We start from the raw sequence: 22770 nt of genomic DNA on the forward strand, positions 1-22770 counted from the left end.
GTCTTGAACTATGCCCGGTTCTGCATGGCACGTGCCGCACGCTCGAAATAGTCCCACATGGTCGCATCAATCATCATCGGAAGATCGAGGGTATCCATTGCCTGCCGCATATATTTCAGCCAGGTATCGCGTTCCTTTGCGCCGATCGGGTACGGGTTATGCCGGATGCGCAAACGCGGGTGACCTCGCTGCTCCTGGTAGGTGTTGGGCCCACCAAAGTACTGAATCAGGAACATTTTCAGCCGCCGTGCCGATGCATCGAAGTGGTCAGTATCGTTTGCTTCAATCTCGGCGGTCTGTTCCTCTGTGAGGTGCTCTGGCGGAAACGGGTCAAAATCCGGGTACATGGCGGAAAACTCGGGGTCGGCCTTCACGAGCGCATAGAACCTGCGGGTGAGCTTATCGAAGGTTTCCTCGCCACCCACCTGGTCGTAAATGCTGACCTGCTCACCCGGCTGATTCGCAGCATAACTCATGCGAGCGCTCCCGAGCCCGAACGCACCAGCACATGCCCGCCGGGGGCGGCAATGCGTATCCATCCGTCAGAACCAGTACGGGCGGCATATATAGCGAGCTCACCGGTGAAGGTTTCGGGAAGGAATCCGAAGACTTGCAGGGCGAAAGCTGCGCCTGTAGGTATAGGGGCTCGGTCAAACTCCGGCAGGTGCTCAAGCACCATGGGTGATGACCAGATGCGGGTTCGCACGGTGGTGAGCACTGCAGCACCAGGGTTTTCGGGGAGTGCTTTTTCGACGGCGGCAAGTCCTTCACGGCTGGCGCGGCGGAACTCGTCGGCGTCAATAGTTCCTAGTTTTTCCCATCCTTGCAGGGGTGCGGCTTTCCCAGCCCATTCGGTGTGCACGGTAACGGGCGGCAGATACAGCACCATCTCGGATTCTTCAATGCGCGCCAGGCGTTCGAGCAGGGCGGCTGAATCTACCACAATATCAAGGGATGAAGGCTTTGCGAGGTTGAGGGCTCGCATCCCCAGAATGGTGGGGGTGTTATCCAGCATGGTTTCGGGGGCGAGAGAGCATGCGAAAACGGCGAGCACGCTCCCGCGGGCGGTAAGTCGTATTGCCGCTTGGGTATCGAGGGAACGTGCGCGTGAAATATAGGTGCTGAGGTCGGCAGCGGCGGCTATACCTTGCTGGTTGTTGGGGAAGATAAGGTAGGGTTCGTCGATGCCTTCGTGCGGATTGTATTTGAGGTCTATACGCCGGGTGTTGGTTGTGGCTGAGCGTGGAGGTTCTTGTGGTTCCGGTTCTGGCAGAGGTGCTGCGTCAGGTGTGTGCAGGTCATCAGTCATGTTTTGCCTCTCGCTCGCATATTTTCTTCGATAAATCATCCTCAACTTTACCCCTTCGTGTCAGAATTAAAGAATGACGAAGCCCACCCCCACCCAGAACTTGATGACCATGCTGAACCTGACCCCCGCTGAGTCGGTGGGCGGTGACGATGCTTTTACCGCTGTGACGCTAACACGCGAGACCCCGCGCACTTATGGCGGGCAGGTGCTCGCTCAGGCCATTATGGCGGCTGATAATACTGTTAGCGATAAGGTGTTGCATTCGATTCATGCATATTTTTTGCATCCCGGTGATATTACGAAAGAGCTTATTTTTACCTCACAACAGCTCAATAATGGGCGTTCTTTTGCGACTCGCCGGGTTCAGGCGCTTCAGGACGATATTCCCATTTTCTCTGCGATTGCATCATTTCAGAAGCCCGGTCGCGGCCCCGAGCATACGGTTGTTGAGATGCCGCAGGTTCCCGATCCTGATGGACTGCCGAGCGTGAGTGACTACATTGGCGAGGTGGCGCATCCGGTAGCGCAGGCTGTTGCATGGGAACGCCCAATTGATATTCGGTATGTGAGCCCGCACCTGTATACGGCCCCGGATTCAAGCTCGCAGGAACCGGTTGCCACGGTGTGGTTTAAGACTTTCGATCCGCTGATTGATGTTTCCGGCGCCCCGGTTTCGGATGCGATGCATCGGGCGGCAATTGCGTATGCTTCGGATTATCTTCCCCTAGAACCAGCGCTACGCAGGCACGGCAAGTTTTGGCTTGAGCAGGGCATGAAGTCTGCCTCTTTGGACCATGCGATGTGGTTTCATCGTGAGGCACGTGCGGATGAGTGGCTGCTGTATGTCATGGACTCTCCCACAGCGCAGGGTGGCAGGATGCTCGCGCAAGGTTCGATTTTCAATCGTTCCGGTGAGCTGGTGGCGACCGTGGCGCAGGAAATGATGTTCCGCCTGCCCGAATATCGCTAAAGCTCGGGCGCCGTTAGGGCTCCGGTACAGCGACAGCTCGGAGCGTCAAAGCATACAGAAAGACCGTGTGAGGTGGTTGTCTCACACGGTCTCTCCTATGTTCTAGTGTACGGTCTAGAAGCCGTTAGGAAGCTCTTATCTAGCTTCGACGTCAATCGCACCGTCCGGGGAAATATGCACGGTGCTCTTGGTGCGGCGGGAAACGAAGAAGTCACCCACGAACACCAGACCGGTCACCAGAAGCCCCAGGGCTGCCATCCATACTGCCGCCACGCCGAAGATCATCGGGAACAGCAGCACGAGGAAGCCCAGAATCAGGGAACCAATCGCAGAGAACTGCAGGTGGCTCCCAGCGGCATAGTTTAGGTGTTTCATTTCCTGGGCGGTCATCAGACGAATCAGCGCCCATGCAACCATCCATATGCCCACAACGATCGGGATGTAGGTTGCCTGTGCACCCACCGAGGCAGTCAGCAGAATCAGACCAGCCACCACGGTCAAGATGCCGTCAACCAGGTCCCAGCCGGTACGTGCCTGCTTTGGCGTGCCGAAGTAACGCACCACTTCAAACACGCCACCGAGCAGCACCGCAAAGGAGAACACATAACCCAGAACTACCAGCGGAGTAGCGGGATCGGCGAACATGTAGATTGCCGCTGCAATCAGCAACAGACCGGTGACCAAGGACGTCCAGTTATATTTTGAGAGAATGATGCACTCTCCTTCTTATGAAATACATCAACAGTACACACCCATTATAAACCACGAATGTGAACTCCGCCATGATGTACCGGTCACCACTGGGCGAACTATTTCTACCGACGAACAGCCAACACGTAGCGGAGCAACACGTGAGATAGCGGGATCATGCCCCCCCATCAGGCACAGCAAAGCCCCGCCTCCTGAGTCATAACAGCATCAGGAGGCGGGGCTACAGCTATCAGCTACCCCTAGCGAGTAAGCTTGCGGTGCACCACGCGGTGCGGCTTCGCAGCTTCCGGTCCCAGACGTTCGATCTTGTTCTTCTCGTAAGACTCGAAGTTACCCTCGAACCAGTACCACTGATCCGGATTTTCTTCGGTGCCTTCCCATGCGAGGATATGGGTCGCCACACGGTCGAGGAACCAACGGTCGTGGGAGACGACGACGGCGCATCCAGGGAATTCCAGCAGAGCATTCTCAAGCGACGCCAGGGTTTCCACATCAAGGTCGTTGGTGGGCTCGTCCAGCAGCAGCAGGTTTCCGCCCTGTTTGAGAGTCAGCGCCAAATTCAGGCGGTTACGCTCACCACCGGAGAGCACACCCGCTTTCTTCTGCTGATCCGGCCCCTTGAACCCGAACGCCGAAACATAGGCACGCGAAGGCATCTCAACATTGCCGACCTGGATATAATCCAGACCGTCCGAGACAACCTCCCACAGGCTCTTTTCGGGGTCAATGTTGGCGCGGTTCTGATCGACATAGGAGATCTTCACGGTTTCGCCGACCTTGAGCGAGCCGCCGTCAAGCTCTTCCAAACCGACGATGGTCTTGAACAGGGTCGATTTACCCACACCGTTCGGGCCAATCACACCCACAATGCCGTTCCGCGGCAGCGAGAACGACAGACCGTTAATGAGCGAGCGCCCGTCAAAACCCTTCTGCAGGTTCTCGGCCTCAATCACCAGGTTGCCCAGGCGCGGCCCCGGCGGAATCTGAATCTCTTCAAAATCGAGTTTGCGGGTCTTCTCAGCCTCGGCCGCCATCTCTTCGTAACGTGCCAAACGTGCTTTCGACTTCGCCTGACGTCCCTTCGAGTTTGAGCGCACCCACTCCAGCTCTTCGTTCAGGCGTTTAGCGAGTTTCGCGTCCTTCTTGCCCTGAACTTCAAGGCGGGCACGCTTCTTCTCAAGGTAGGTGGAGTAGTTGCCTTCGTAAGGGTAGAGGTTGCCGCGGTCAACCTCGGCGATCCATTCGGCAACGTGGTCTAGGAAGTAGCGGTCGTGAGTAATCGCAATGACCGCACCTTCGTAGGACTGCAGATGCTGCTCAAGCCACAGCACCGACTCAGCATCTAGGTGGTTGGTGGGCTCGTCGAGTAGAAGCAGGTCTGGTTTCTGCAGCAGGAGCTTGCACAGTGCCACGCGGCGGCGCTCACCGCCGGAGAGGTGGGTGACGGGGGCGTCGGCGGGTGGGCAGCGAAGTGCCTCCATAGCTTGTTCCAGCTGGGAGTCTAGATCCCAGGCGTTTGCGGCATCGATAGCTTCCTGCAGCTTACCCATTTCTTCCATGAGGGCATCAAAATCAGCGTCAGGTTCAGCCATGAGCGCGGAAATTTCGTTGAAACGATCCAGCTTCGTCTTGATCTCGCCCACGCCTTCTTCGACGTTGCCGAGCACGGTTTTCTCTTCGTTCAGCGGCGGTTCCTGAAGCAGAATACCTACGCTGTATTCAGGCGAGAGGCGTGCCTCGCCGTTTGAGGGCTGATCCAAGCCAGCCATGATTTTCAGGATGGTCGACTTACCGGCGCCGTTGGGACCAACCATACCAATCTTGGCGCCCGGGAAGAACGACATGGAAACGTCGTTAAGAATGACCTTATCGCCCACAGTTTTGCGGGCTTTGGTCATCGTGTAAATAAATTCAGCCATAGTGTTCTATTCTACCGTGATTCTTTGGATGCGCACGCGGTTTTCGCCGCAGATTTTACGGGTATATTCCTTCTGGGTTTTCGACGTTCTACAGATGTAAACCGCCCCGGCGGCTTGGTTTTGGTTTTCTCAAACTTTGAGTCCTTTCACTACGGTGTAACAGCCGTTAGACTCGAAGGTATGGGTACACCAAATTCTCAAGAGATAACCGCCGAAGACCTCCATAAGGTTGTCGATCAGATTGCGCTTACTATGCCGTTGGCTACCTCCGATCAGCCTTTCGGACCACGTAATACGGTGTACCGCATTAGCGGCAAAATTTTTGCTATGTACACAAACGGTATCGGCTACCCGATCGTGAATCTGAAGACCGACCCCGAAGAATCCGAGGTTCTGCAGCGCATGTACCCAAGCATTATTCCAGGGTGGCATATGAATAAACGGCATTGGATTTCGGTCAGCGCAGGCAAGGGTGTTACGCGCCAGCTTCTTGAAGAGCTCATCGAAGATGCTTACCTGCGTATTATGTACGCCCTGCCCAAGGCAAAGCGCCCTATCGAATTCCGCGAGCGCCCGGTTCCCGAAAAACATTAGATACTGCAGGCTCACATGTATATTCCCGCCAGCGATCCCGTTCTTTTTCTGAAGCTTTCTGCTGATTACAATTATGCATACATGGCGCATGGACGTACCGGCGGGGTGGTTCTGCGCGCCTATGATAGGTTTCAGAAGGCGCATGCTCTCGGTATTCCTGCGGTTCCGTGGGGTTTTTCATGCCCTGAGAAAACGGTTCGGCACATTCGCCAGGAAATTCTGCGTACCCGTAAGCTAGGCGGTGAGCTGGAAATTTTGATGATCTATCGTAAGCCTGATCTGCCGGTTATTCCGGCGCCCGAATCGCACGGTTTTGAGAGGCGTGATGATGTTCCTCAGCTGATGCCTTCCGAGTTGCGTGATAGTTGGTTGGATGCCGGTTTTTCGGCGGAACGTCACGGTAGTTTAGAGGACCGGATGCTTGCTCTCGCTCAGGTAGAGGAATTTACTGACCCTGAACCTCTAGATCTTGCCCGCTATGAGCATACGAGTACTCACCGCCCGTTATCATTCTCGATGCGCGGCTCGCTCTCCCGTGCCCTGGGCAGCAGGTATAAGCCTGCGGAGGATCCGGGTGCCCCGAGTAAGATTTATTGGGTTCAGGGGCGCGCCGTTGTTTACGATATTCTCGACTTTGAACGTTTTAGTTTTAGCCATCAACTGTAAGGGGCTTCAACGAATGCAACGGTGCGGGGTGTTAGAGCTCTTCCGGTTTAGTCTGCTTGACGAGATTTGGGGAAATGCACACCGCGCTCGGCAAGAAAACGCCGGTCTTTCTTATCCCACTTCTCCTCGGGGTACGCCGCAAAAAGGTCGGGGCGGCGACTCATGGTACGTTCAATCTGCTGCTCACGCCGCCACCTGGCAATAGCACCGTGGTTGCCCGACAGCAGGATAGGCGGAACCTCGTAGTCGCGCCACTGCGCCGGTTTCGTGTACACCGGGTACTCCAAAAGCCCGCCGGTGTGCGACTCTTCTGCAAGAGATTCTGGGTTTCCCAATGCCCCGGGAATTAGTCGAGTAATAGCCTCGATCATCGCCATCACCGCAACTTCTCCGCCGTAGAGCACATAGTCCCCCATAGAGACGGGAAACACGCGGAAGCGGGTTTGTGCCCAGTCGAGCACCCGTTCATCAATACCTTCATAACGCGCGGGAGCAAACGCAATATGCTGTTCCTCAGCGAGTTCATAAGCCATTTGCTGGTTAAAAACCGCGCCCGCCGGGGAAGGAACAATCAAGAGAGGACGATTATCCTGCGCAGGCACGAGTTTCTGAGGACTCGAATTTTCCTCTGCTCTTTCTCGCTGTTCTTTCGGCTCATCGCGATTATTTTCGTGGTGCTCCTCCTCCGCCCGCTGCGGTGAATTCGCAAGCACTTCATCAAGCGCAAGCCCCCAAGGTTCCGGTTTCATGACCATACCAGCACCGCCGCCGTAGGGAGTATCATCAACCGTGTGGTGACGGTCGAAGGTATAGTCACGCAGATTATGCACACGCAGATCGACCAAACCGTTTTCGCGGGCTTTCCCTACCAGCGAGAGGTCTAACGGTGTCAAGTACTCGGGAAAAATAGTGATAACGTCGTAGCGCACAGGCTACTCCCCCGTATTATCTGAGTTCGATACGGCAGATTCTGCTTCAGCCACGTTGATAAGACCGGGTGGCGGGGTCAGAAGCACGAAACCGGGTTCGTCCTCAGCGGTGGTCACAACTTCAGGAACGATCTCTTCGACGAAGGGAATCATAATCTCGTCGCCGCCGTGTTCGGCAGCAAGTTTAACGAGCAGTATATCCTGCGCGGGCATGGTCTGCAGACCGGTAACCTTTCCCAGAGGCTTCCCCGCTTTAGGATTATTGACGGGGTTCTCCCCCTCAGGAACCTTCACCAGAAGATATACGGGCAGGTTCACGAGTTCCTGTTCGTAGAAGCCTTCATCATCTTCGTCCTCGGGAACCTCAAACATCAGGCGGCTGCCCCGCAGCTCTTCCGCTTGGTTGCGGGTAGTGACTTCCTCAAAACGCACCACCAGAATCTTCTTATTCCAACGATGCCCCGCTACTTTAAGCCTGCCCGTTGGTGCAACAGTGGCCACAGGGCTCTTCGGGGTGAAGTTTTCCAAGTCGAGAACTTCTCCGGGGGCAAAGCGCTCCTCGGGGATATCTGTGAAGAGTTGAACCGTAACTTCACCACGAATACCGTGCGGTTTGCCGATGCGCGCAACCAAAACCTGCATGTTGTAAACCTCTAGAAAAACTGGGGCTTGTAGACACCTAATATTCTACCGGCAGGTCCGAAAAAGCGCAGACTCTCATAAGCTTTGGAGGCACCCGCCTGCCGTGCGATTACCTGATGAAAATTCTCATGGTTAAAGCAGAACGTTCCAACACCTTGTCGGTGGTGGAACGCTCTTGATGCTATATCAGCTAACGTTTTCTGTCGGTGTCGATAATATCGATCCGAACCTGATCGCCCTCAGAAATCGCATCCATTACGGTGCGAATGCTCTTAGCGGTTCGGCCCGAACGACCAATCACTCGACCCAAATCATCGGGATGTACCCGAACCTCCAGCGTCTCGCGATGGCGCTGCTGGCGCAAACGCACTTTCACATCGTCCGGATGCTCGACAATCCCTCGAACCAAGTGTTCGAGTGCATCAGCCAACATAATTACTCAGCTGCTTCCTCGGCAGCCTCTGCTTCAGCTTCAGCAGGAGCCTCCTCGGTTGCTTCCTCAGCCTTATCGGCCTTGGGGGTGATAGCCTCAGGAAGAATAACGGAACCCTTCTGAGGGACAACGAACTCAGCCTTAGGCTCAACGGGCTTGATGCTGTTCTCAGCCTTCTCGCCCTTGAAAGTTGCCCAGTCACCTGAGAGCTTCAGCAGAGCCAAGACCTGTTCGGTCGGCTGTGCGCCAACAGACAGCCAGTACTGAGCACGCTCAGAGTTAATCTCGATACGCGAGGGCTGCTCGGTCGGGTGGTAGATACCGATCTCTTCGATAGTCTTACCATCACGCTTCACGCGAGAATCCGCAATCACAATACGGTAGCGAGGATCGCGGATCTTACCCATACGCTTGAGACGAATTTTAACAGCCACTGTAGTGGTTACTCCTGTTTCAATACTTGGTGCGAAACCGCGCTTCAGCGCCCGTGGGGCGGGCCGTTCACGAAGTCTCTATGGACACAACAAAGCGCGAAGAGAGGGGTCACGCAATGTCGGGTACTCAGATAGGGTAACAAATAGGGCGATTTAAATCTAGCGGATCCCCGCGTTTTCGGGCATATGTCGCTGTTATAGCGTTAATCGTCGGAGCTTATCTCAAGAACTTCGCCGGTTTCTAGGGCTTTCAAGGCTTCTTGCAGCCGCCTCACCATCGCCGGGCGCACGTAATCGCCCAAGTTTTCGCCGGCCACCCACTCATAGGTCACCAGTTCATCATTCTGCAAAGTAATGGGGGTGTCGCGCGGAATAACGCCCGCATCGTACATGTAATATGTGGAATCGCCCCAGACACCTAATGCGAGCCCATGGAAAATAGCCACCAAACGACCCGGAGTTAGGGTAAGCCCTAGCTCTTCCTGAACCTCACGGAAGCATCCTGTTTTCGGTGCCTCGCCCGCCTCTACGGTTCCGCCCGGAAGAATCCAGCCGTCCTTGTAGTTCGGCTTCACCACAAGTAGTTCGCCTTCTTCATTGCGAATAAGCGCTCCGGCGGCAAGTCGACGTGTTGGAAGTGTTGCAATAAAAGCTACCAGTTCCTCATGGCTTAAATATGTATCTTTCATAGATTCCGCTTTCGTCTGTACTTAAGCATGGTTCTTGCAAGCGTTGAAGGTTTTAAGAGAAGAACTTACGGACGGTACGACGTACCCTCTCCCCCAGCTCTGCGGCGGACGAAGCATCTGACGTGGAACTCGCGGCCTGTGAGCAGGCTTTGCGGGACTTACGCGGAGCTTCCACGTAGATGCCGTCACGCAGGTCATCAACTAAGGTTCGCCGGTGCAGCCCCTCCGACGATGCGCCCTGCGGGTTATCGCCCCGGCGCACGAGCTCCGCGCTTACGGGAGCGTCTGAAGCTTCTTTACTGCGATGCTCATCAAGTTTCTCGCCAGCAAGCCGAGCGAGACGAGGCGCTAAGAGAATCTCACTCGTGCCGCCAGCTGCGAGAACAGTACTCAGAGCTGTCAAAATTGGGGCGCTCTTACCCTGCGCTTTTTTGCGGCGCGCAACAGTCCAAAACACGGTTGCCAGCCCCAACTGCGCGGTACCGTCCACCCGAAAAACACGGGTAAGCAAACGATTTTTGGGATCTTTTCCAGCAGAAGTCTCACCAGGCGATTCCGAGTGTGCGGGCTGAACTGTATGCGTTGAAGAGTTCGTCTCAACGACCGCTTTGTTTGATGCACCGCTAGGGCTAGACGCATCCACACGCGGACTTGAGGAAGGCTTCTTCACCAAAGACTCGTTCTGCTGATTATCCCGTTGTTTGGTGGTACCCACATGAGTATATTCGTAAGGAATCTCGCCACTTTGAGACGCAGCAAGCCACTCCGCAAGAGTCACACGGCGGTTTGTAGCTACCAGACGATAGCTGCGTTTTAAAGCCTCTATATCGGGAAGTTTATCGGACTGGTAATGTGCAGACAGTGAGTTATCGTCACTCTGCGCAGGATCCATGTCTACTTGAGACGAACTTTCGTCATGAGGTGCCGCCAGCAATTCAGCAGGGTCTTCGCCAAATACACGAGCGGTTCCAATAGCACCGATCTCAAGCCCTTCCGTCGGTACCGCTGCCAGCTCAACGGGAACGTGCAATAGCTGAAGCACCGATTCGAGAGCAAGAGTGTTCTTCGTATCTCGCAGATAGCTTTCAAGGCGCCTTCCCGCAGAAGTTCCAGAAGGAACACCGAAAAGCAGGGAAAGCTCAACAATAGAGCGAGTAAGCTCGTCTTGGTCCAGGCCAAAAGGCTCAGGCGGCAAACCTGGCAGACTCGTCAGAATATCTTCCAAAGAACCCTCATAAGAATCGCAATGTTCACGAGTCATAGTTCGTGTGAGAGTCTTCGGAACAGACTGCCAGAAGAACTCCAGAATGGTCGAATCCTTCTCCTCCGGCTCGCCCAACATCCAGGCAGGTGCGTTTTCGTCCTGCTCTAGCTCTTGAGGGGCCTCCATAAAGATGAGATGCTGTTGATGCGCATTCCCCTCCGCAATCAAGGCATGACACTTTGCTTCGGCGATAACAGCCAAAATGTCATGCGGATCGCCGCTAATAATCGTCCATGTTCCTGCCGGGGCTGCGACAATCTGGCGTTCCGGCTGGGTGAGGAGCATGCTGGTGAGTGCATCCAGGTTAATATCTAGAAGCGCCGCGGCATCGCCATCAACTAAAAATTCGATCTGGTAAACATCATGCGGTACCGGTACCCACATCCCGGGTTCTTCTTCAAGAGCAATACCGGTTACTGGCATGCGTTCAAGAAGCCACTCAACGTATTCTTCCAAGGGCTCACCCTTGCGAATCTGTCCGTGTGCCACATGCAAAACGTTCAGATAACCTGCGGGATTAAGCGAACACAAAACATATATCTGAACCTCACGCTCACCCATCTCATAGGCAATAAGTTCGGGCCGTTCCCGAGTCAGCTCTATAAGAGCCTGAATTACATCATGATCGCTGGCGGCGCGCGCCAACATGCGGCGACGGTGCAGGTTCTCATCCTCAACATCAGAAAAAGTCACATCAAAGATCTCTTCGGGAGAACCCGCATGGTCATGCCGAGGAGCCGAATAATGTTCTCCGTCTTCCTCGGAGCTATCCGGGTCTTGGGGAGCCGGAGTATCCTGCCACATCTGGTTAAGTTCTTCGACCGTCAGATCATCATGGGCTAGTGAGGCAGCAACATCATCTACTTCACGCGGATCAATGCGGTGTTCTTTCTCCTCATGAAGTTGTTTCGCCCGCCGGATCAGGTCAATAATAGCGCTCGCAACATCCGCAGTTTCAGGACCAGTATCATCACTAGAGTCACTAGAATAGACCACTTTAGAACCGGCGATGTCGGGGGTGTTTTCACCATACTCTAAAGACAGGCGAACCCATAAATAATCCGGGACGGTGCCATTTTGACTGGCAGATGCCTCCGGCTTGGTGTAAGTCCAAGGGTTGGCAGTTTCATGGCGCTCACGACCGTTCTGTTCAGCGCCGCCCTGCGCCGAGTCTCGGTGATGTTGCTCGTTGTTCTGCATTCTTCCCCTTAATAGCGTTCTGCCGTTTGCCTCATCTGCCCCGCTACTAACACCGTAAAGCCTTCTGCTAATTTGTAGGCGCAGTTCGCATTTAGGGCATCGCCGGTGAGAAACGGCGTTACGAATCATCGGATGCACACTGTAGAGATCTGCATTCCACGCCTATCAATCGGATCCGTTTTCTCATGCAGGTTTTCAGCCTGCAGCACGTGACCTGATGGTGTGTGTCATAGGCGCGGTATTATCGAATCCTCTATACCAGAGTAACGCGTATGTCTTCATGATGTGTGAATACGGAGTGAGTCGTCTTCATACACCGGTAAATTCTTGTCAAACAACGTTCACGATGTTTGACGGCTCCTTCATAAAGCCGCCAGAACACCGCGAACACCATTTCACAGTCCCTCTACTGTAGGAACTTCTCAAAGCCCTTCGGCAGATTCATCTTCGAAAGATCAAGATCTTCTTGCTGCTGCGCCTGCTGCCCGAAAGCCGCACCCTGGCGTGCCTTCTGAGCGGCAAGTGCCTCTGCCTCTTGCTGCTTACGCTTCATGGGGTTGCCTGAGCGACCCGCCTTCTTCTTGTTATTATTTTTCTTATTCTTTTTACGGTTACTTCCGCCAGCCGCGGCCATACCGGGCATCTGCATGCCGCCGGGCATACCAGACATCTTGCCGGTGGCAAGCTTCTTCATCATCTTCTGTGCCTGAGCAAAACGCTCCATGAGCTGATTCACCTCAGAAACAGTCACGCCCGAACCTTTCGCGATACGCGCACGGCGTGAACCGTTAATGATCTTCGGTGCCACACGTTCATGCGGGGTCATCGAACGTACGATAGCTTCAACGCGGTCAATTTCACGTTCGTCAAAAGACTCTAGCTGCTGGCGCATCTGGGCGGCACCGGGCATCATCATGAGAAGTTTCTTCATGGAACCCAGCTTGCGAATCTGCTGCATCTGCGCCAAGAAATCATCAAAGGTGAAATCTTCCTGATCAATGAATTTCTTGGCCATGCGGTCGGCTTCTGCCTTATCCCACGTGGCCTCTGCCTGCTCGATCAGGGTGAGCACATCGCCCATATCCAGAATACGGCTGGCCATACGGTCGGGGTGGAACTGCTCGAAATCATCCACGTTCTCACCCGTGGATGCGAACATAATAGGTTTGCCGGTAACCGAAGCAACGGAAAGAGCCGCACCACCGCGGGCGTCACCATCGAGTTTAGAGAGCACCACTCCGGTGAAGTCCACACCCTCGTTGAAGGCATTTGCGGTATTCACGGCGTCCTGACCGATCATCGCATCAATCACGAACAGGACTTCTTGAGGCTCAATAGCATCGCGGATATTACGTGCCTGCTGCATGAGTTCAGCATCCACACCCAAACGGCCTGCAGTATCAACGATTACCACGTCATGAAGCTTCGCACGCGCTTCAGCAACGCCATCTCGTGCAACCTGCACAGGATCGCCGGTAGGGGTATCAAATTCACTGGTCACGCCCGGGTGAGGCGCGAAAACGGGCACGCCCGCACGCTCACCCACAACCTTCAGCTGGGTCACCGCGTTCGGACGCTGCAAATCAGATGCCACCAGGATAGGGGTATGCCCCTGCCCCTTGAGCCACTTTGCGAGTTTACCCGCCAACGTGGTTTTACCGGCACCCTGTAGACCAGCCAGCATAATAATGGTGGGACCGGTCTTCGCCATGTTAATGCGGCGAGTCTGCCCACCCAAAATGGTAATAAGCTCTTCGTTGACAATCTTGACGATCTGCTGTGAAGGGTTGAGCGCTTCTGAGACCTCAGCACCGAGGGCACGCTCCTTAATATGTGCAGCGAATTCACGGACAACAGGCACGGCGACATCCGCATCCAGCAGGGCGCGGCGAATTTCGCGGACGGTTGCGTCAATGTCTGCCTCAGAGAGGCGGCCCTTGCCACGCAGGTTTTTAAAGGTTGCCGTCAAACGGTCAGAGAGAGAATTGAACACGAGCCGTGATCACTTTCTTATCGTCGAGGAAACGGACTGCACCCAGCTTGAAACCAAGATGGTCGCCCATTTTTAAGATGCTTACTCAATCTCCAAGGATACAGGATGTGCCAAGATCTACTGTCGATGACACCCTCACAATGAGCGTTTGGCGAAACTGTATACAATACGCAGTTAGATAATAAAGGTATGGATTTTCGAACGACAGCTGCAGGATATCAGTACGGTGTGCGAGCTTCGGCACTGATCATACACGCCGGTAAGCTCTTGACCTACAGTCACGACGGCAAATATTTTGTGCCCGGCGGCGCTGTACAAGTTGGTGAGCACAGCGCGGATGCGGTGCGTCGCGAAGTACGCGAAGAACTAGGCATCGGCTGCACGGTTCGGCAGCTTGCGTTCGTAGGAGAGCACCTTTTCACAGTGCACGGTATACCGAACCACCGCATTGAATTTCACTACCTCGTGGAGGTTGATTCTGAAGCGGTTCCGATAACCATCTGCGAAGAGGAGCATCGCTACCCCTGTGTCTGGCTGCCGCTCAATTCTCTGGCGGATTATCCGCTCAAACCAGAGTTTCTCGTGCACGAACTGCCGCAGTGGGATGGGAAGCTAAAACACCTGGCAACTCGTGAATAGGGTGTTCTGGCAAGCGAATACACAAAGCGGGAGCGTTTTCTTCATCTGGTAACAATTTAAGATGAAGAAAACACTCCCGGAAATATCGCCTCATTGATATGCTCCGCTAAAATGCACGACGCACAAGAGCAGGGTTCAGCCGCTAATCGAGAAGCGCATCCACGAAGCCTTCGGGGTCGAAGGGGGCCAGATCGTCCGGGCCTTCGCCGAGTCCCACGAGCTTGACGGGAACACCCAATTCTTCCTGAATCGCCACCACGATGCCGCCCTTCGCGGTACCGTCGAGCTTGGTGAGCACAATACCGGTCACATCCACGATTTCGCCGAAGACCTTCGCCTGCACCATACCGTTCTGCCCGGTTGTCGCGTCAATCACCAAAAGCACCTCGGTCACGGGGGCTTCCTTTTCGATCACGCGTTTGATCTTGCCGAGCTGATCCATCAAACCGGCCTTATTCTGCAGGCGACCCGCGGTATCAACCAGCACCGTGCCGATACCCTCAGCTTTAGCGGTCTTCACCGCGTCGAAAGCAACAGAGGCAGGATCAGCACCTTCCTTCTCGCTGCGCACGGTCTTCACGCCCACGCGGTCGCCCCAGGTCGTCAGCTGTTCGGAAGCCGCCGCACGGAAGGTATCAGCCGCGCCCAGCAGAAGCGAATTTCCGTCCGCAACCATCACACGGGCGATCTTACCGACCGTCGTGGTCTTCCCTACGCCGTTCACGCCGACCACAAGCACCACGCCGGGATTACCGTCGGTGCCCTCGGTCTTTAGCTCACGATCCATTGTGGGACCAATAATCTCAAGAAGCTCTTCATGAAGCATCTTCTTCACGGCGGCGGGGTTATCGGTTCCCTCCACACGCACCCGTTTCTGAAGCGCCTCCACTAGGCGAGTGGTCGGCTCAGCCCCCAAATCAGCCATGAGTAGAGTCTCTTCGACCTCATCCCAGACATCCTGATCGATGCGATCTCGTGAGAGCAGAGCCAAAAGCCCCTTACCCAGCATGTTGTTCGACCGCGCCAAACGGGCACGCAGCCGCACCAGACGCCCCGCCGAAGGATCAGGAATATCGTAATGGGAGGCTGGTTGCTCGGTCTCTTCCGATGTGTCTTCCGTCTGCGTATCATCAGCATCACGTGTGCTCGGATACCCGCCACGCGGCGCTTTAGCACCGCGTGTAAAGGCGAAAATGACGCCAGCAATCACTAATACACCCAGCACAACTGCCAGGATTATCCACATTGATTCATTCACACTACTAGCTTACCGGCTGGTATGAAGATGAAAAGGGGGCTTATGAAGGAAAATCCGTTCTGCAGCGCACTTCCGCATAAAATAGCTCTTCGCTCAGGCGTTTCACGGCAGGCAAGGAATATCCTCAATGCTCCCGACCCACAATTCTTAAGAAGAGTAGACTAGTGAGAGCGAGCGGTATCAGGCAAGATTCTGATGCGCTCCCCCTAACCAACACGCACGGCAGCTTCGCTGCCAGGGTGGTTCTACCGCCAAATACTCAGAAAGAGTTATGACCCCGCACGAACACAACGCACAGTCCCGAGGCTCCTCCCCCGCAGAAACTCAGCAGGATACCGGGAAGAAAGAACCTTCCAATACCGGCAGCACGCAGCAATGCACACCGGACTACATGAGTGCAGCAACCGGTGCGATCCCTATCGTCAGCCCCGGAGCGGATGCCATCGCATCCGCAACTATTGAGGATGAGAGCGGCAGGCGCATCCAGCTCACGAAGGCTGACGAAACTGAAGGTACACCGCCTGAAACACCTGCAAAAACTCGTATTCCTACCGGGTTGAAGGTACTCATTGCCGCATCTTTTATGATCGCGCTCGGGTACGGACTCGTAGCACCTGTACTCCCCAGTTTTGCGCGTAGCTTTAACGTGGGAGTAGCGGCAACAACGATTGTGGTCTCGGCATTGGCAGCCATGCGGTTAGTCTTCGCACCGGGGGCGGGCAAGCTCATCTCACGGTTTGGTGAGCGCCCTATCTACACCTGCGGCATGGTTATTGTGGCGGTTTCGTCCTTCGTAAATGCCGCTGCCTGGGATTACTGGGTGCTGCTCGCTTCGCGCGCATTCGCAGGTATTGGTTCGGTCATGTTCACGGTTTCTGCGATGGGTCTTCTGGTGCGTTTAGCACCTTCGCATATGCGCGGGCGGGTTTCGGGATACTACGCTACCGCATTCCTGCTCGGGAACATTATGGGACCGGTCGTCGGCGGTGCGCTCAGCGGCTTGGGGATGCGTCTGCCATTTGCCCTCTACGGCTGCTCTCTGCTAATAGCTGGGGCTATCGTCTGGTTCATGATGCCTCCTGCCGATCAGATTGATGCCGAACGTGAGGCATATAGCCTTCCCACCCAGCATGATACTGGCTCCAAAGCTTCCCCTGATACTAACGATGCTTCTGCAACCGATGTACCGGCTTCGGGCGAGGAATCGCCCCGGCAGAAACCCCCTATGCCAGCCACGATGACCGTTCGGCAAGCACTCAAATTTACGAACTACCGATCGGCGCTTTTCACGAACTTTACGATCGGCTGGGCTGTTTTAGGCATACAGTCTTCTCTGATTCCTCTGCTCGCGGCGTATTTGGCGACGGGCGGCGATGCGTCTAGGGCACCGGAGGGAACCGTCCTTGCCTCTACGGTGATGGCGGTCGGTTCGTTAGCAAATGCTCTTACCCAAACCGTTTCGGGGCGTCTATCAGACAACTTGGGGCGGCGCATCATGATTTTTATCGGTTTGCTTATCGCCGGAACCGCCATTTCGACTATTGGTATTTCTTCGGCGCCTTGGATGCTTGTGGCTCTCATCGTGGGTATGGGTGCTGGTGCCGCACTGATCACGCCCTCGCTGCAAGCCTCTGTTGCCGATGTGATCGGTAGCAAACGCGATGGTGCCCCCGTACTTGCAACCTTCCAAATGCATAGTGATTTCGGCATGATTCTGGGTCCGCTTCTCGCCGGTGCTGTTGCCGATACGTGGGGCTTCACACCTGCATTCATGCTCTGCGGAGGTTTACTCCTGGCAGCTTCACTCACCTGGCTACCGTTCCGTACTCCACACTGGCCCCGCGAACTGGCGGATGAGAACTATACCGGAAGGTAGGAGGAACATTCACAAAATACTGTGGGCTAAGAACACCTTCGAGCGTTCTTAGCCCACAGTATTTTATTTTGCGCCTAGAAAACGTTAGAGAAGCTCGCGCAGCTCATCCATATTTTGTGAGATTACAGTCGAAACGCCGTTGCGCATCGAAACGCCGTAAAGGGTTTGTGCAATCTGCATCGTGCGTTTTTGGTGGGTTATCACGATGAGCTGCGAGCGCTCCCCTAGTTCTTGCAGTACTGTGAGGACTCGCCCTAGGTTGCGGTCGTCAAGGGCTGCTTCTACCTCATCAAGGGCATAAAACGGTGAGGGGCTTACCATAAAGATGGCGATTAACAACGCCAGGGATGCGAGCGATCGTTCTCCACCGGAAAGAAGCGAGAGACGTTTGACTTTTTTGCCAGCCGGACGGGCATAAATATCTACGCCTGAGTTAAGAATATCGTCAGGGTCGGAGAGCTCTAGGCGACCTTCACCTCCGGGGAAAAGTATGCCAAAGATACGTTCATAGTGCTCGTTTACGGTGTTGAATGCCTGCGTGAAAACTTCAGTAATGTGGGTGGTGACTTCGTCCATGACGGTCATGACATCGCCGCGAGATTTTTTGAGGTCAGCGATTTGTTCTCGCAGGTAGGTGTGTCGTTCGGTGAGTGCTTCGTATTCTTCGAGGGCGAGGGGGTTGATTTTGCCGAGCTTTTCGAGTTCGCGTTCGGTGGCGGCAAGCCGTGTTTGAATGGTCTCGGTGGGTACGTAATCTTCGGCGTTTTCGTCTGGGTTGGGGTGTGTCTGCAGAATTTCGTCGAGAGGCAGCTGGGTCAGAAGCCGTGAGCGTTCTGCCAGAGTTTCACGACGGGTTTCGAGGCGTGCGAGTTCGGTTTCGGCGCGCGAGATGAGGGCGAGGGCTGCTTGGTGGGCTGTCGCAAGGTCTTGTTCTTCGGTGTAGGTTTCGGCGCGTTGTTCGGCGGTTTCACCCATGCTGCGCGCGATTTCGTCAAGACGATTTTTCCAGGTTTCTGCTTCAGTGGTTAGAGCATCAACTAGCGCGTGAGCTTGGCGCTGTTGTGAACGTGCTGCGGTAGCTAGGCGATGCGCTTGCTCGCGCGCTGCCTGCGCTGCGGTGAGAGCACGTTCTGCACGGCTATAAACCTCCCGAGTGCGTTCCATTGAGGCTTCTGCAGCATGCATTTCGGCGACTCGTTGTGCAGCTTCGGCCTGGATGCGGGCATGGTGCTGTTCTGCCTTATGCAGTGTTTTGCGTGCCTGCGCGAGAGAGCCTTCGAGATCGGCAGGGTTATCCGGGGTACCATCGGCTTCGGCCTCTGCACTCCCCATGATGCTATGCGTTATACGAGCTTCTTCATGGGCGGTCAGCTCGTCGCGTGTCTGTTGGTATGCGCTCTGAAGTTCCTGTGCTTCATCTGCGGCATGGTGCAGTTTTTCGGCAGCGCGCGCGATCTCGGCATGCAAACTTTCGGATCGGCTTAGGATGCGCGCATGCTCAGCCTCGGCCCGGGCGCGGGCGGCACGGGATTCGCCTAGAAGTTTGGCGGTGCCGCGTTCCGCATCGAGTGCATCGGTGAGAGCGCGTTCGGCGGCCGTAAGTTTTTTCTTGGCACGGTTGAGTTTTTCTAGAGCTTTTTCGGCGTCGTCACAGGCGGCCTGCGCGGCGGCGGCAAGTTCGAGGGCACTCTGTTCGTGTGCCGGGTGCAGAACACTGTAGGCGGTGTATTCGATTCCCTGCCTGTCGTAAACACGGTAAGCGCCGGCGGTAAGTGCCAAGGCAGCTGCGGGCGCATCCTGCACAAAGTAAACTCCGTGCAGGCGTGCGTAGAGTGCCGCGTTAAGAGCTGTGCGGGCGGGTTTATCGAGTAGATTCTCTGCCGAGTCTGTGGCAGGAGTAATGACTGTAAGCGCCGCTACGGCATCTGGCACATCTGGAAGGCCCAGAGTTTTTTCCGCTAATTCTTCTGTCTTTCGAGATGGCTTCTTAGTCTTCGCTGTCTTCTTCCCAGCATCAGAGATAAGACGAGAAATATGGGTGTCTTGCGGGGCGTTAATTGCCGCCGATGCAAAGGCAGCCAGTGCGGCAGAGGCGGCGCGCTCCCAGCCTTTCTCGATGGTAAGAACCTCAAAAACACGCACGAGCTGATCGAGATGTACTTCCGAGAGATTGCCAGCTATATCTAGGCTTTGCCCAAGGGCTTCTCGCAGAGTTGCGGCGCGTTCATGGGCGCCAGCGTATGTTTGGGAGGCCTCTAATACCCGGGCACTGGCCTTTTCACGGGTTTCTTCGGCTTTAGTTCGTGCACTAGCGGCAGCGGTGAGATCCCGCTGGTGAGTTTCTTCTTCCGCTGCAGCTGTCTGCAGGGCAGCCTCTGAGTGCGCTACGGTCTTAGCCATACGCGCAGATTCGGCGGTCAAGTCTTCGTGTTCAGCACGGCGGGTCTCTTCCACGGCACAAGCGCGTTCATAGGTGGCGCGTGCCACGGCGGTAGCTTCAGCAAGTTCGGCGCGGCGTTCCCTAGCGCGGTCACGCTCAACCTCGCGTTTAGCACGAGTGTTTTCCAATGTGGCGAGAGCGCTTGTAAGTTCCTGTACTCGACGTTCAGATTCCTGAGCCTCCGTCTGCGCTTTTTCGTGCTCAACAGCCGCACTGTCACGATTTTTTTCATCCTCTGCAAGGCGTTGTGCACAGCGCTCAACTTCCTGCCGATAGTCTTCAAGAGCAGGAGCGTTTTCTTCCGCTTGGGCACGCTCAGCCGCTACCGCGATTACCGCGTTAACCCGTGCCACAAGCTCGCGGATGCGCACTAGATGAGCGTTCGCCTCCGTTTGCTCGCGGCGGGTTGATTCAAGATTCTCGTCGAGGGTTTTTCGCCGCGTCCGTATTTTTTCGCGGTTTTCATCGAGTTCATGCGCCTGCTCACTCGTATCGATAAGTCGCCGGGTCTGTTCCTGTACTTGGGCGTTGAGCGCATGGGTTTCTCGGGTGATTAGTATGCCGTGCAGTTCGCGGATGCGCGCTTGCAGTTCGCGCGCGGTTGCCGCAGACTCTGCTTGATCCCCAAGCGGTTCCAACTGGTTGCTGAGCTCGGCAGCCAAGTCGTTCAGGCGGGTCAGATTAGCACTCATGGCCTCAAGTTTGCGGGCGGTTTTATCCTGGCGGCGGCGGTATTTTAGGATTCCGGCGGCCTCTTCCATAATTTCGCGGCGTTCGGCGGCAGAGGCATGCAAAATTTTATCGAGCTGACCCTGCCCGATAAGCACGTGCATCTCACGCCCCATTCCAGCTTCCGCGAGAATATCATGCACATCAGACAGACGAGCAGGCGACCCATTAATCTCATATTCGCTGCCACCGGCACGGAACATAGTGCGTGAGATTTCGACAGTGTCGGCGGGTATCGACAGCGCACCATCTGTATTATCTAGGCGCAAAACAACTTGGGCACGCCCTAATTGGGATTTTCCGCCGTTTTCGGCTCCACTCGTACCAGAACCCGCAAAAATAACATCCTGCATGGAACCGCCACGCAGAGTTTTTGCCCCCTGCTCCCCCATAACCCAGGCGAGCGCATCCATAATATTGGATTTTCCCGAGCCGTTAGGTCCTACCACAGCGTTAATGCCGGGTGCGAATTCAAATGTGGTGGACGATGCGAAAGACTTGAAGCCGCGTAGGGTGAGCGAAGTCAGGTGCACGGATTGCCTTTCATCGGGTGGAAACCGCGCCGGGGTTTTAGCAGGCGCAGAGTAGTTCTATTGTACTCAGATGCATCATCAGCGTTCCGGGCATGAAACGAGCTTATCCAGATTTTAAGGACGCACAACGGACGTTGCCCGGCTTTAGGAAAGTTTGCATCCTGAACTGCCGGGAAGCGTCGGCTTCCAGTTGAAGGTCTTAAGCGATAGGTGAACGAATATTCCGTATCTCGAAGCCGCCAAGGGCCGCACAATAACTTTACGCCTTGATATTCTAGGGATGTCTGCCATGCGGCGCACGGAGTCATGAATGCGGAATTTCGGACTTTAGGGCGCGGGTACGGTAGATTTAACTAAGTCGACGATGCGGGGAGCGTACCAGCGCCTCCGCTATTTCTTCGTTGCACCCATCATAGACGTACCTCCCTGTAAAGGTCATACAGATTGTCCGAACACACTGCAGCCGCGACTTCTGACGCAGATAAGCCCGGCGTAAATTCTGATATCCGGCATCGTAACGCTGCTTTACTTTCTATCGCGCATGAACTTCCTCCCCGTGTAGTTACAAGCTCATATTTTGACGAACAATTGTCCAACACCTATAAGCGTCTGAAGATGCCTAAGGGGTTACTGGAGCGTCTGGCGGGTATTAGCGAACGTCGTGGCTGGGCTGAGGGCCAAACTTTTGAAGATGGTGCCGTTGCTGCAGCAGAGAAAGCGCTTCAAGCTGCGAAGGTTGACCGGGACCAAGTGGGGCTGCTCATTAATGCTTCTGTAACCCGCGACAATTTTGAACCCGCAGTATCTGTGGGTATTCATGACCGCCTTAATCTGCCTCGTCACGCCCTAAACTTCGATATTACGAACGCCTGCCTAGGGTTTGTAAACGCTATGACTGTGGCGTCTACGATGATCGATTCCGGTGCCATTGACTACGCTCTCGTTGTTGCCGGTGAAGATCCTTCCCCATGGCATCGTACCGCCCTGCGGATTTTGAGCCAGCCTCATACATCTCGTGAGGATGTGCTCGCCCAGTTTGCTACCCTCACCCTCGGCTCGGGTGCGGCGGCGGCGGTACTCAGTAAGGCAGATGCGCATCCCGAAGGGCACCGCATCATCGGTTCGGTATCGCGTGCGGGAACTGAGCATCGTAATCTGTGCATTGGCGGTGAAGCTGATCAGGGCATGAATACCGATGCCGCTGGTCTTCTTGAGCATGGTCTGCAGCTGGTAGCTCAGGCTTGGGAACAAGCTCATGAGGACGGCTGGGAGTGGACCGATATGGATTCCTATGTGACTCACCAGATTTCTAATGCTCACACCAACGCTATTATCGAAGCCGTAGGAATTAAACGCGACCGTATTCCGCTGACTTTCCCCGTTTGGGGTAACGTAGCGGCAGCGGCACTGCCCATGACTCTTGCGGAATGCGCCCCCACCTATAAAAAAGGTGACCGTATTCTATGCATGGGTGTGGGTTCCGGTTTGAATACTGCGCTCATGGAAATCGACTGGTAACGTGAATTAGTATCGTCTCATCGC

General features: G+C 55.0%; 19 protein-coding genes. 6 read left to right on the plus strand and 13 right to left on the minus strand.

Annotated features, from left to right (window positions below; genetic code table 11):
- Window positions 1-8: 8 nt before the first annotated feature.
- Both HMPREF3164_RS00995 and HMPREF3164_RS01000 read right to left on the minus strand, forming a co-directional pair.
- Window positions 9-476 carry a globin domain-containing protein gene (locus HMPREF3164_RS00995; RefSeq protein WP_048751468.1) on the minus strand — a complete coding sequence of 156 codons (468 nt, stop codon included), beginning with the start codon at window positions 474-476 and terminating at the stop codon, window positions 9-11.
- Window positions 473-1348, minus strand: a complete 876-nt coding sequence (locus HMPREF3164_RS01000) for a DUF8185 domain-containing protein (protein WP_048751469.1) — start codon at window positions 1346-1348, stop codon at window positions 473-475. Before HMPREF3164_RS01000 ends, HMPREF3164_RS00995 begins: the two co-directional genes overlap by 4 nt.
- 34 nt (window positions 1349-1382) lie before the next feature.
- On the opposite strand from HMPREF3164_RS01000, the gene HMPREF3164_RS01005 reads away from it, so the two are divergent.
- On the plus strand, window positions 1383-2279 hold the full coding sequence (locus HMPREF3164_RS01005; RefSeq protein ID WP_048751471.1) for an acyl-CoA thioesterase: 897 nt from the start codon (window positions 1383-1385) through the stop codon (window positions 2277-2279).
- Window positions 2280-2414: 135 nt separating this feature from the next.
- Here the strand turns inward: HMPREF3164_RS01005 and HMPREF3164_RS01010 are convergent, their stop codons facing one another.
- Window positions 2415-2963 carry an HdeD family acid-resistance protein gene (locus HMPREF3164_RS01010; RefSeq protein WP_239662017.1) on the minus strand — a complete coding sequence of 183 codons (549 nt, stop codon included), beginning with the start codon at window positions 2961-2963 and terminating at the stop codon, window positions 2415-2417.
- Window positions 2964-3229: 266 nt separating this feature from the next.
- Window positions 3230-4909, minus strand: coding sequence for an energy-dependent translational throttle protein EttA (gene ettA, locus HMPREF3164_RS01015; protein ID WP_070448490.1), 1680 nt, complete (start codon window positions 4907-4909; stop codon window positions 3230-3232).
- Between the two features lie 180 nt (window positions 4910-5089).
- Here ettA and HMPREF3164_RS01020 point away from each other — a divergent pair, with 180 nt between their 5' ends.
- Window positions 5090-5503, plus strand: coding sequence for an MmcQ/YjbR family DNA-binding protein (locus HMPREF3164_RS01020; protein WP_048755323.1), 414 nt, complete (start codon window positions 5090-5092; stop codon window positions 5501-5503).
- 81 nt (window positions 5504-5584) lie between these two features.
- Complete coding sequence (locus HMPREF3164_RS01025; protein WP_246822543.1) at window positions 5585-6169, plus strand: hypothetical protein; 585 nt, start codon at window positions 5585-5587, stop codon at window positions 6167-6169.
- 47 nt (window positions 6170-6216) lie between these two features.
- Here the strand turns inward: HMPREF3164_RS01025 and trmD are convergent, their stop codons facing one another.
- The 7 genes from trmD to ffh all read right to left on the minus strand — a co-directional run bounded on the left by trmD (window position 6217) and on the right by ffh (window position 13753).
- On the minus strand, window positions 6217-7098 hold the full coding sequence (gene trmD / locus HMPREF3164_RS01030) for a tRNA (guanosine(37)-N1)-methyltransferase TrmD (RefSeq protein ID WP_070448492.1): 882 nt from the start codon (window positions 7096-7098) through the stop codon (window positions 6217-6219).
- Between the two features lie 3 nt (window positions 7099-7101).
- Entirely contained in the window at window positions 7102-7740 is a 639-nt protein-coding gene (gene rimM / locus HMPREF3164_RS01035; protein WP_048751478.1) for a ribosome maturation factor RimM, read from the minus strand.
- A gap of 190 nt (window positions 7741-7930) precedes the next feature.
- Entirely contained in the window at window positions 7931-8173 is a 243-nt protein-coding gene (locus HMPREF3164_RS01040; protein ID WP_004004867.1) for an RNA-binding protein, read from the minus strand.
- 2 nt (window positions 8174-8175) lie between these two features.
- Complete coding sequence (rpsP, locus tag HMPREF3164_RS01045) at window positions 8176-8607, minus strand: 30S ribosomal protein S16 (RefSeq protein ID WP_013399230.1); 432 nt, start codon at window positions 8605-8607, stop codon at window positions 8176-8178.
- Window positions 8608-8810: 203 nt separating this feature from the next.
- On the minus strand, window positions 8811-9296 hold the full coding sequence (locus tag HMPREF3164_RS01050; RefSeq protein WP_048751484.1) for an NUDIX domain-containing protein: 486 nt from the start codon (window positions 9294-9296) through the stop codon (window positions 8811-8813).
- A gap of 52 nt (window positions 9297-9348) precedes the next feature.
- Window positions 9349-11760, minus strand: coding sequence for a hypothetical protein (locus tag HMPREF3164_RS01055; RefSeq protein WP_070448493.1), 2412 nt, complete (start codon window positions 11758-11760; stop codon window positions 9349-9351).
- A gap of 406 nt (window positions 11761-12166) precedes the next feature.
- Entirely contained in the window at window positions 12167-13753 is a 1587-nt protein-coding gene (gene ffh / locus HMPREF3164_RS01060) for a signal recognition particle protein (protein WP_013399233.1), read from the minus strand.
- 189 nt (window positions 13754-13942) lie between these two features.
- Between ffh and HMPREF3164_RS01065 the strand changes: the two genes are divergently transcribed.
- A complete protein-coding gene (locus HMPREF3164_RS01065) occupies window positions 13943-14392 on the plus strand; it encodes an NUDIX hydrolase (RefSeq protein WP_070448494.1) in 450 nt (149 codons plus the stop codon).
- Window positions 14393-14534: 142 nt separating this feature from the next.
- On the opposite strand, the gene ftsY is transcribed toward HMPREF3164_RS01065, so the two are convergent.
- Entirely contained in the window at window positions 14535-15650 is a 1116-nt protein-coding gene (ftsY, locus tag HMPREF3164_RS01070) for a signal recognition particle-docking protein FtsY (protein WP_080972605.1), read from the minus strand.
- A gap of 271 nt (window positions 15651-15921) precedes the next feature.
- Here ftsY and HMPREF3164_RS01075 point away from each other — a divergent pair, with 271 nt between their 5' ends.
- Window positions 15922-17526 carry an MFS transporter gene (locus HMPREF3164_RS01075; protein ID WP_246822544.1) on the plus strand — a complete coding sequence of 535 codons (1605 nt, stop codon included), beginning with the start codon at window positions 15922-15924 and terminating at the stop codon, window positions 17524-17526.
- An 84-nt stretch (window positions 17527-17610) separates the two neighbouring features.
- Here HMPREF3164_RS01075 and smc read toward each other — a convergent pair whose 3' ends face one another.
- Entirely contained in the window at window positions 17611-21228 is a 3618-nt protein-coding gene (gene smc, locus HMPREF3164_RS01080) for a chromosome segregation protein SMC (protein WP_070448495.1), read from the minus strand.
- A 444-nt stretch (window positions 21229-21672) separates the two neighbouring features.
- On the opposite strand from smc, the gene HMPREF3164_RS01085 reads away from it, so the two are divergent.
- Entirely contained in the window at window positions 21673-22746 is a 1074-nt protein-coding gene (locus HMPREF3164_RS01085) for a 3-oxoacyl-ACP synthase III (RefSeq protein ID WP_070448496.1), read from the plus strand.
- Window positions 22747-22770 lie beyond the last annotated feature (24 nt).

Origin of the sequence: Rothia sp. HMSC08A08 (assembly GCF_001808385.1) — a bacterium.
Lineage (GTDB): Bacteria > Actinomycetota > Actinomycetes > Actinomycetales > Micrococcaceae > Rothia > Rothia dentocariosa.

Excerpts from the sequence above, each read along its gene's own strand:
- HMPREF3164_RS00995 (WP_048751468.1), bottom strand. The coding sequence starts at position 476 with ATGAGTTATGCTGCGAATCAGCCGGGTGAGCAGGTCAGCATTTACGAC.
- HMPREF3164_RS01000 (WP_048751469.1), bottom strand. The coding sequence starts at position 1,348 with ATGATTTATCGAAGAAAATATGCGAGCGAGAGGCAAAACATGACTGAT.
- HMPREF3164_RS01005 (WP_048751471.1), top strand. The coding sequence starts at position 1,383 with ATGACGAAGCCCACCCCCACCCAGAACTTGATGACCATGCTGAACCTG.
- ettA (WP_070448490.1), bottom strand. The coding sequence starts at position 4,909 with ATGGCTGAATTTATTTACACGATGACCAAAGCCCGCAAAACTGTGGGC.
- HMPREF3164_RS01020 (WP_048755323.1), top strand. The coding sequence starts at position 5,090 with ATGGGTACACCAAATTCTCAAGAGATAACCGCCGAAGACCTCCATAAG.
- HMPREF3164_RS01025 (WP_246822543.1), top strand. The coding sequence starts at position 5,585 with ATGGCGCATGGACGTACCGGCGGGGTGGTTCTGCGCGCCTATGATAGG.
- rimM (WP_048751478.1), bottom strand. The coding sequence starts at position 7,740 with ATGCAGGTTTTGGTTGCGCGCATCGGCAAACCGCACGGTATTCGTGGT.
- HMPREF3164_RS01040 (WP_004004867.1), bottom strand. The coding sequence starts at position 8,173 with ATGTTGGCTGATGCACTCGAACACTTGGTTCGAGGGATTGTCGAGCAT.
- HMPREF3164_RS01050 (WP_048751484.1), bottom strand. The coding sequence starts at position 9,296 with ATGAAAGATACATATTTAAGCCATGAGGAACTGGTAGCTTTTATTGCA.
- HMPREF3164_RS01055 (WP_070448493.1), bottom strand. The coding sequence starts at position 11,760 with ATGCAGAACAACGAGCAACATCACCGAGACTCGGCGCAGGGCGGCGCT.
- HMPREF3164_RS01065 (WP_070448494.1), top strand. The coding sequence starts at position 13,943 with ATGGATTTTCGAACGACAGCTGCAGGATATCAGTACGGTGTGCGAGCT.
- HMPREF3164_RS01075 (WP_246822544.1), top strand. The coding sequence starts at position 15,922 with ATGACCCCGCACGAACACAACGCACAGTCCCGAGGCTCCTCCCCCGCA.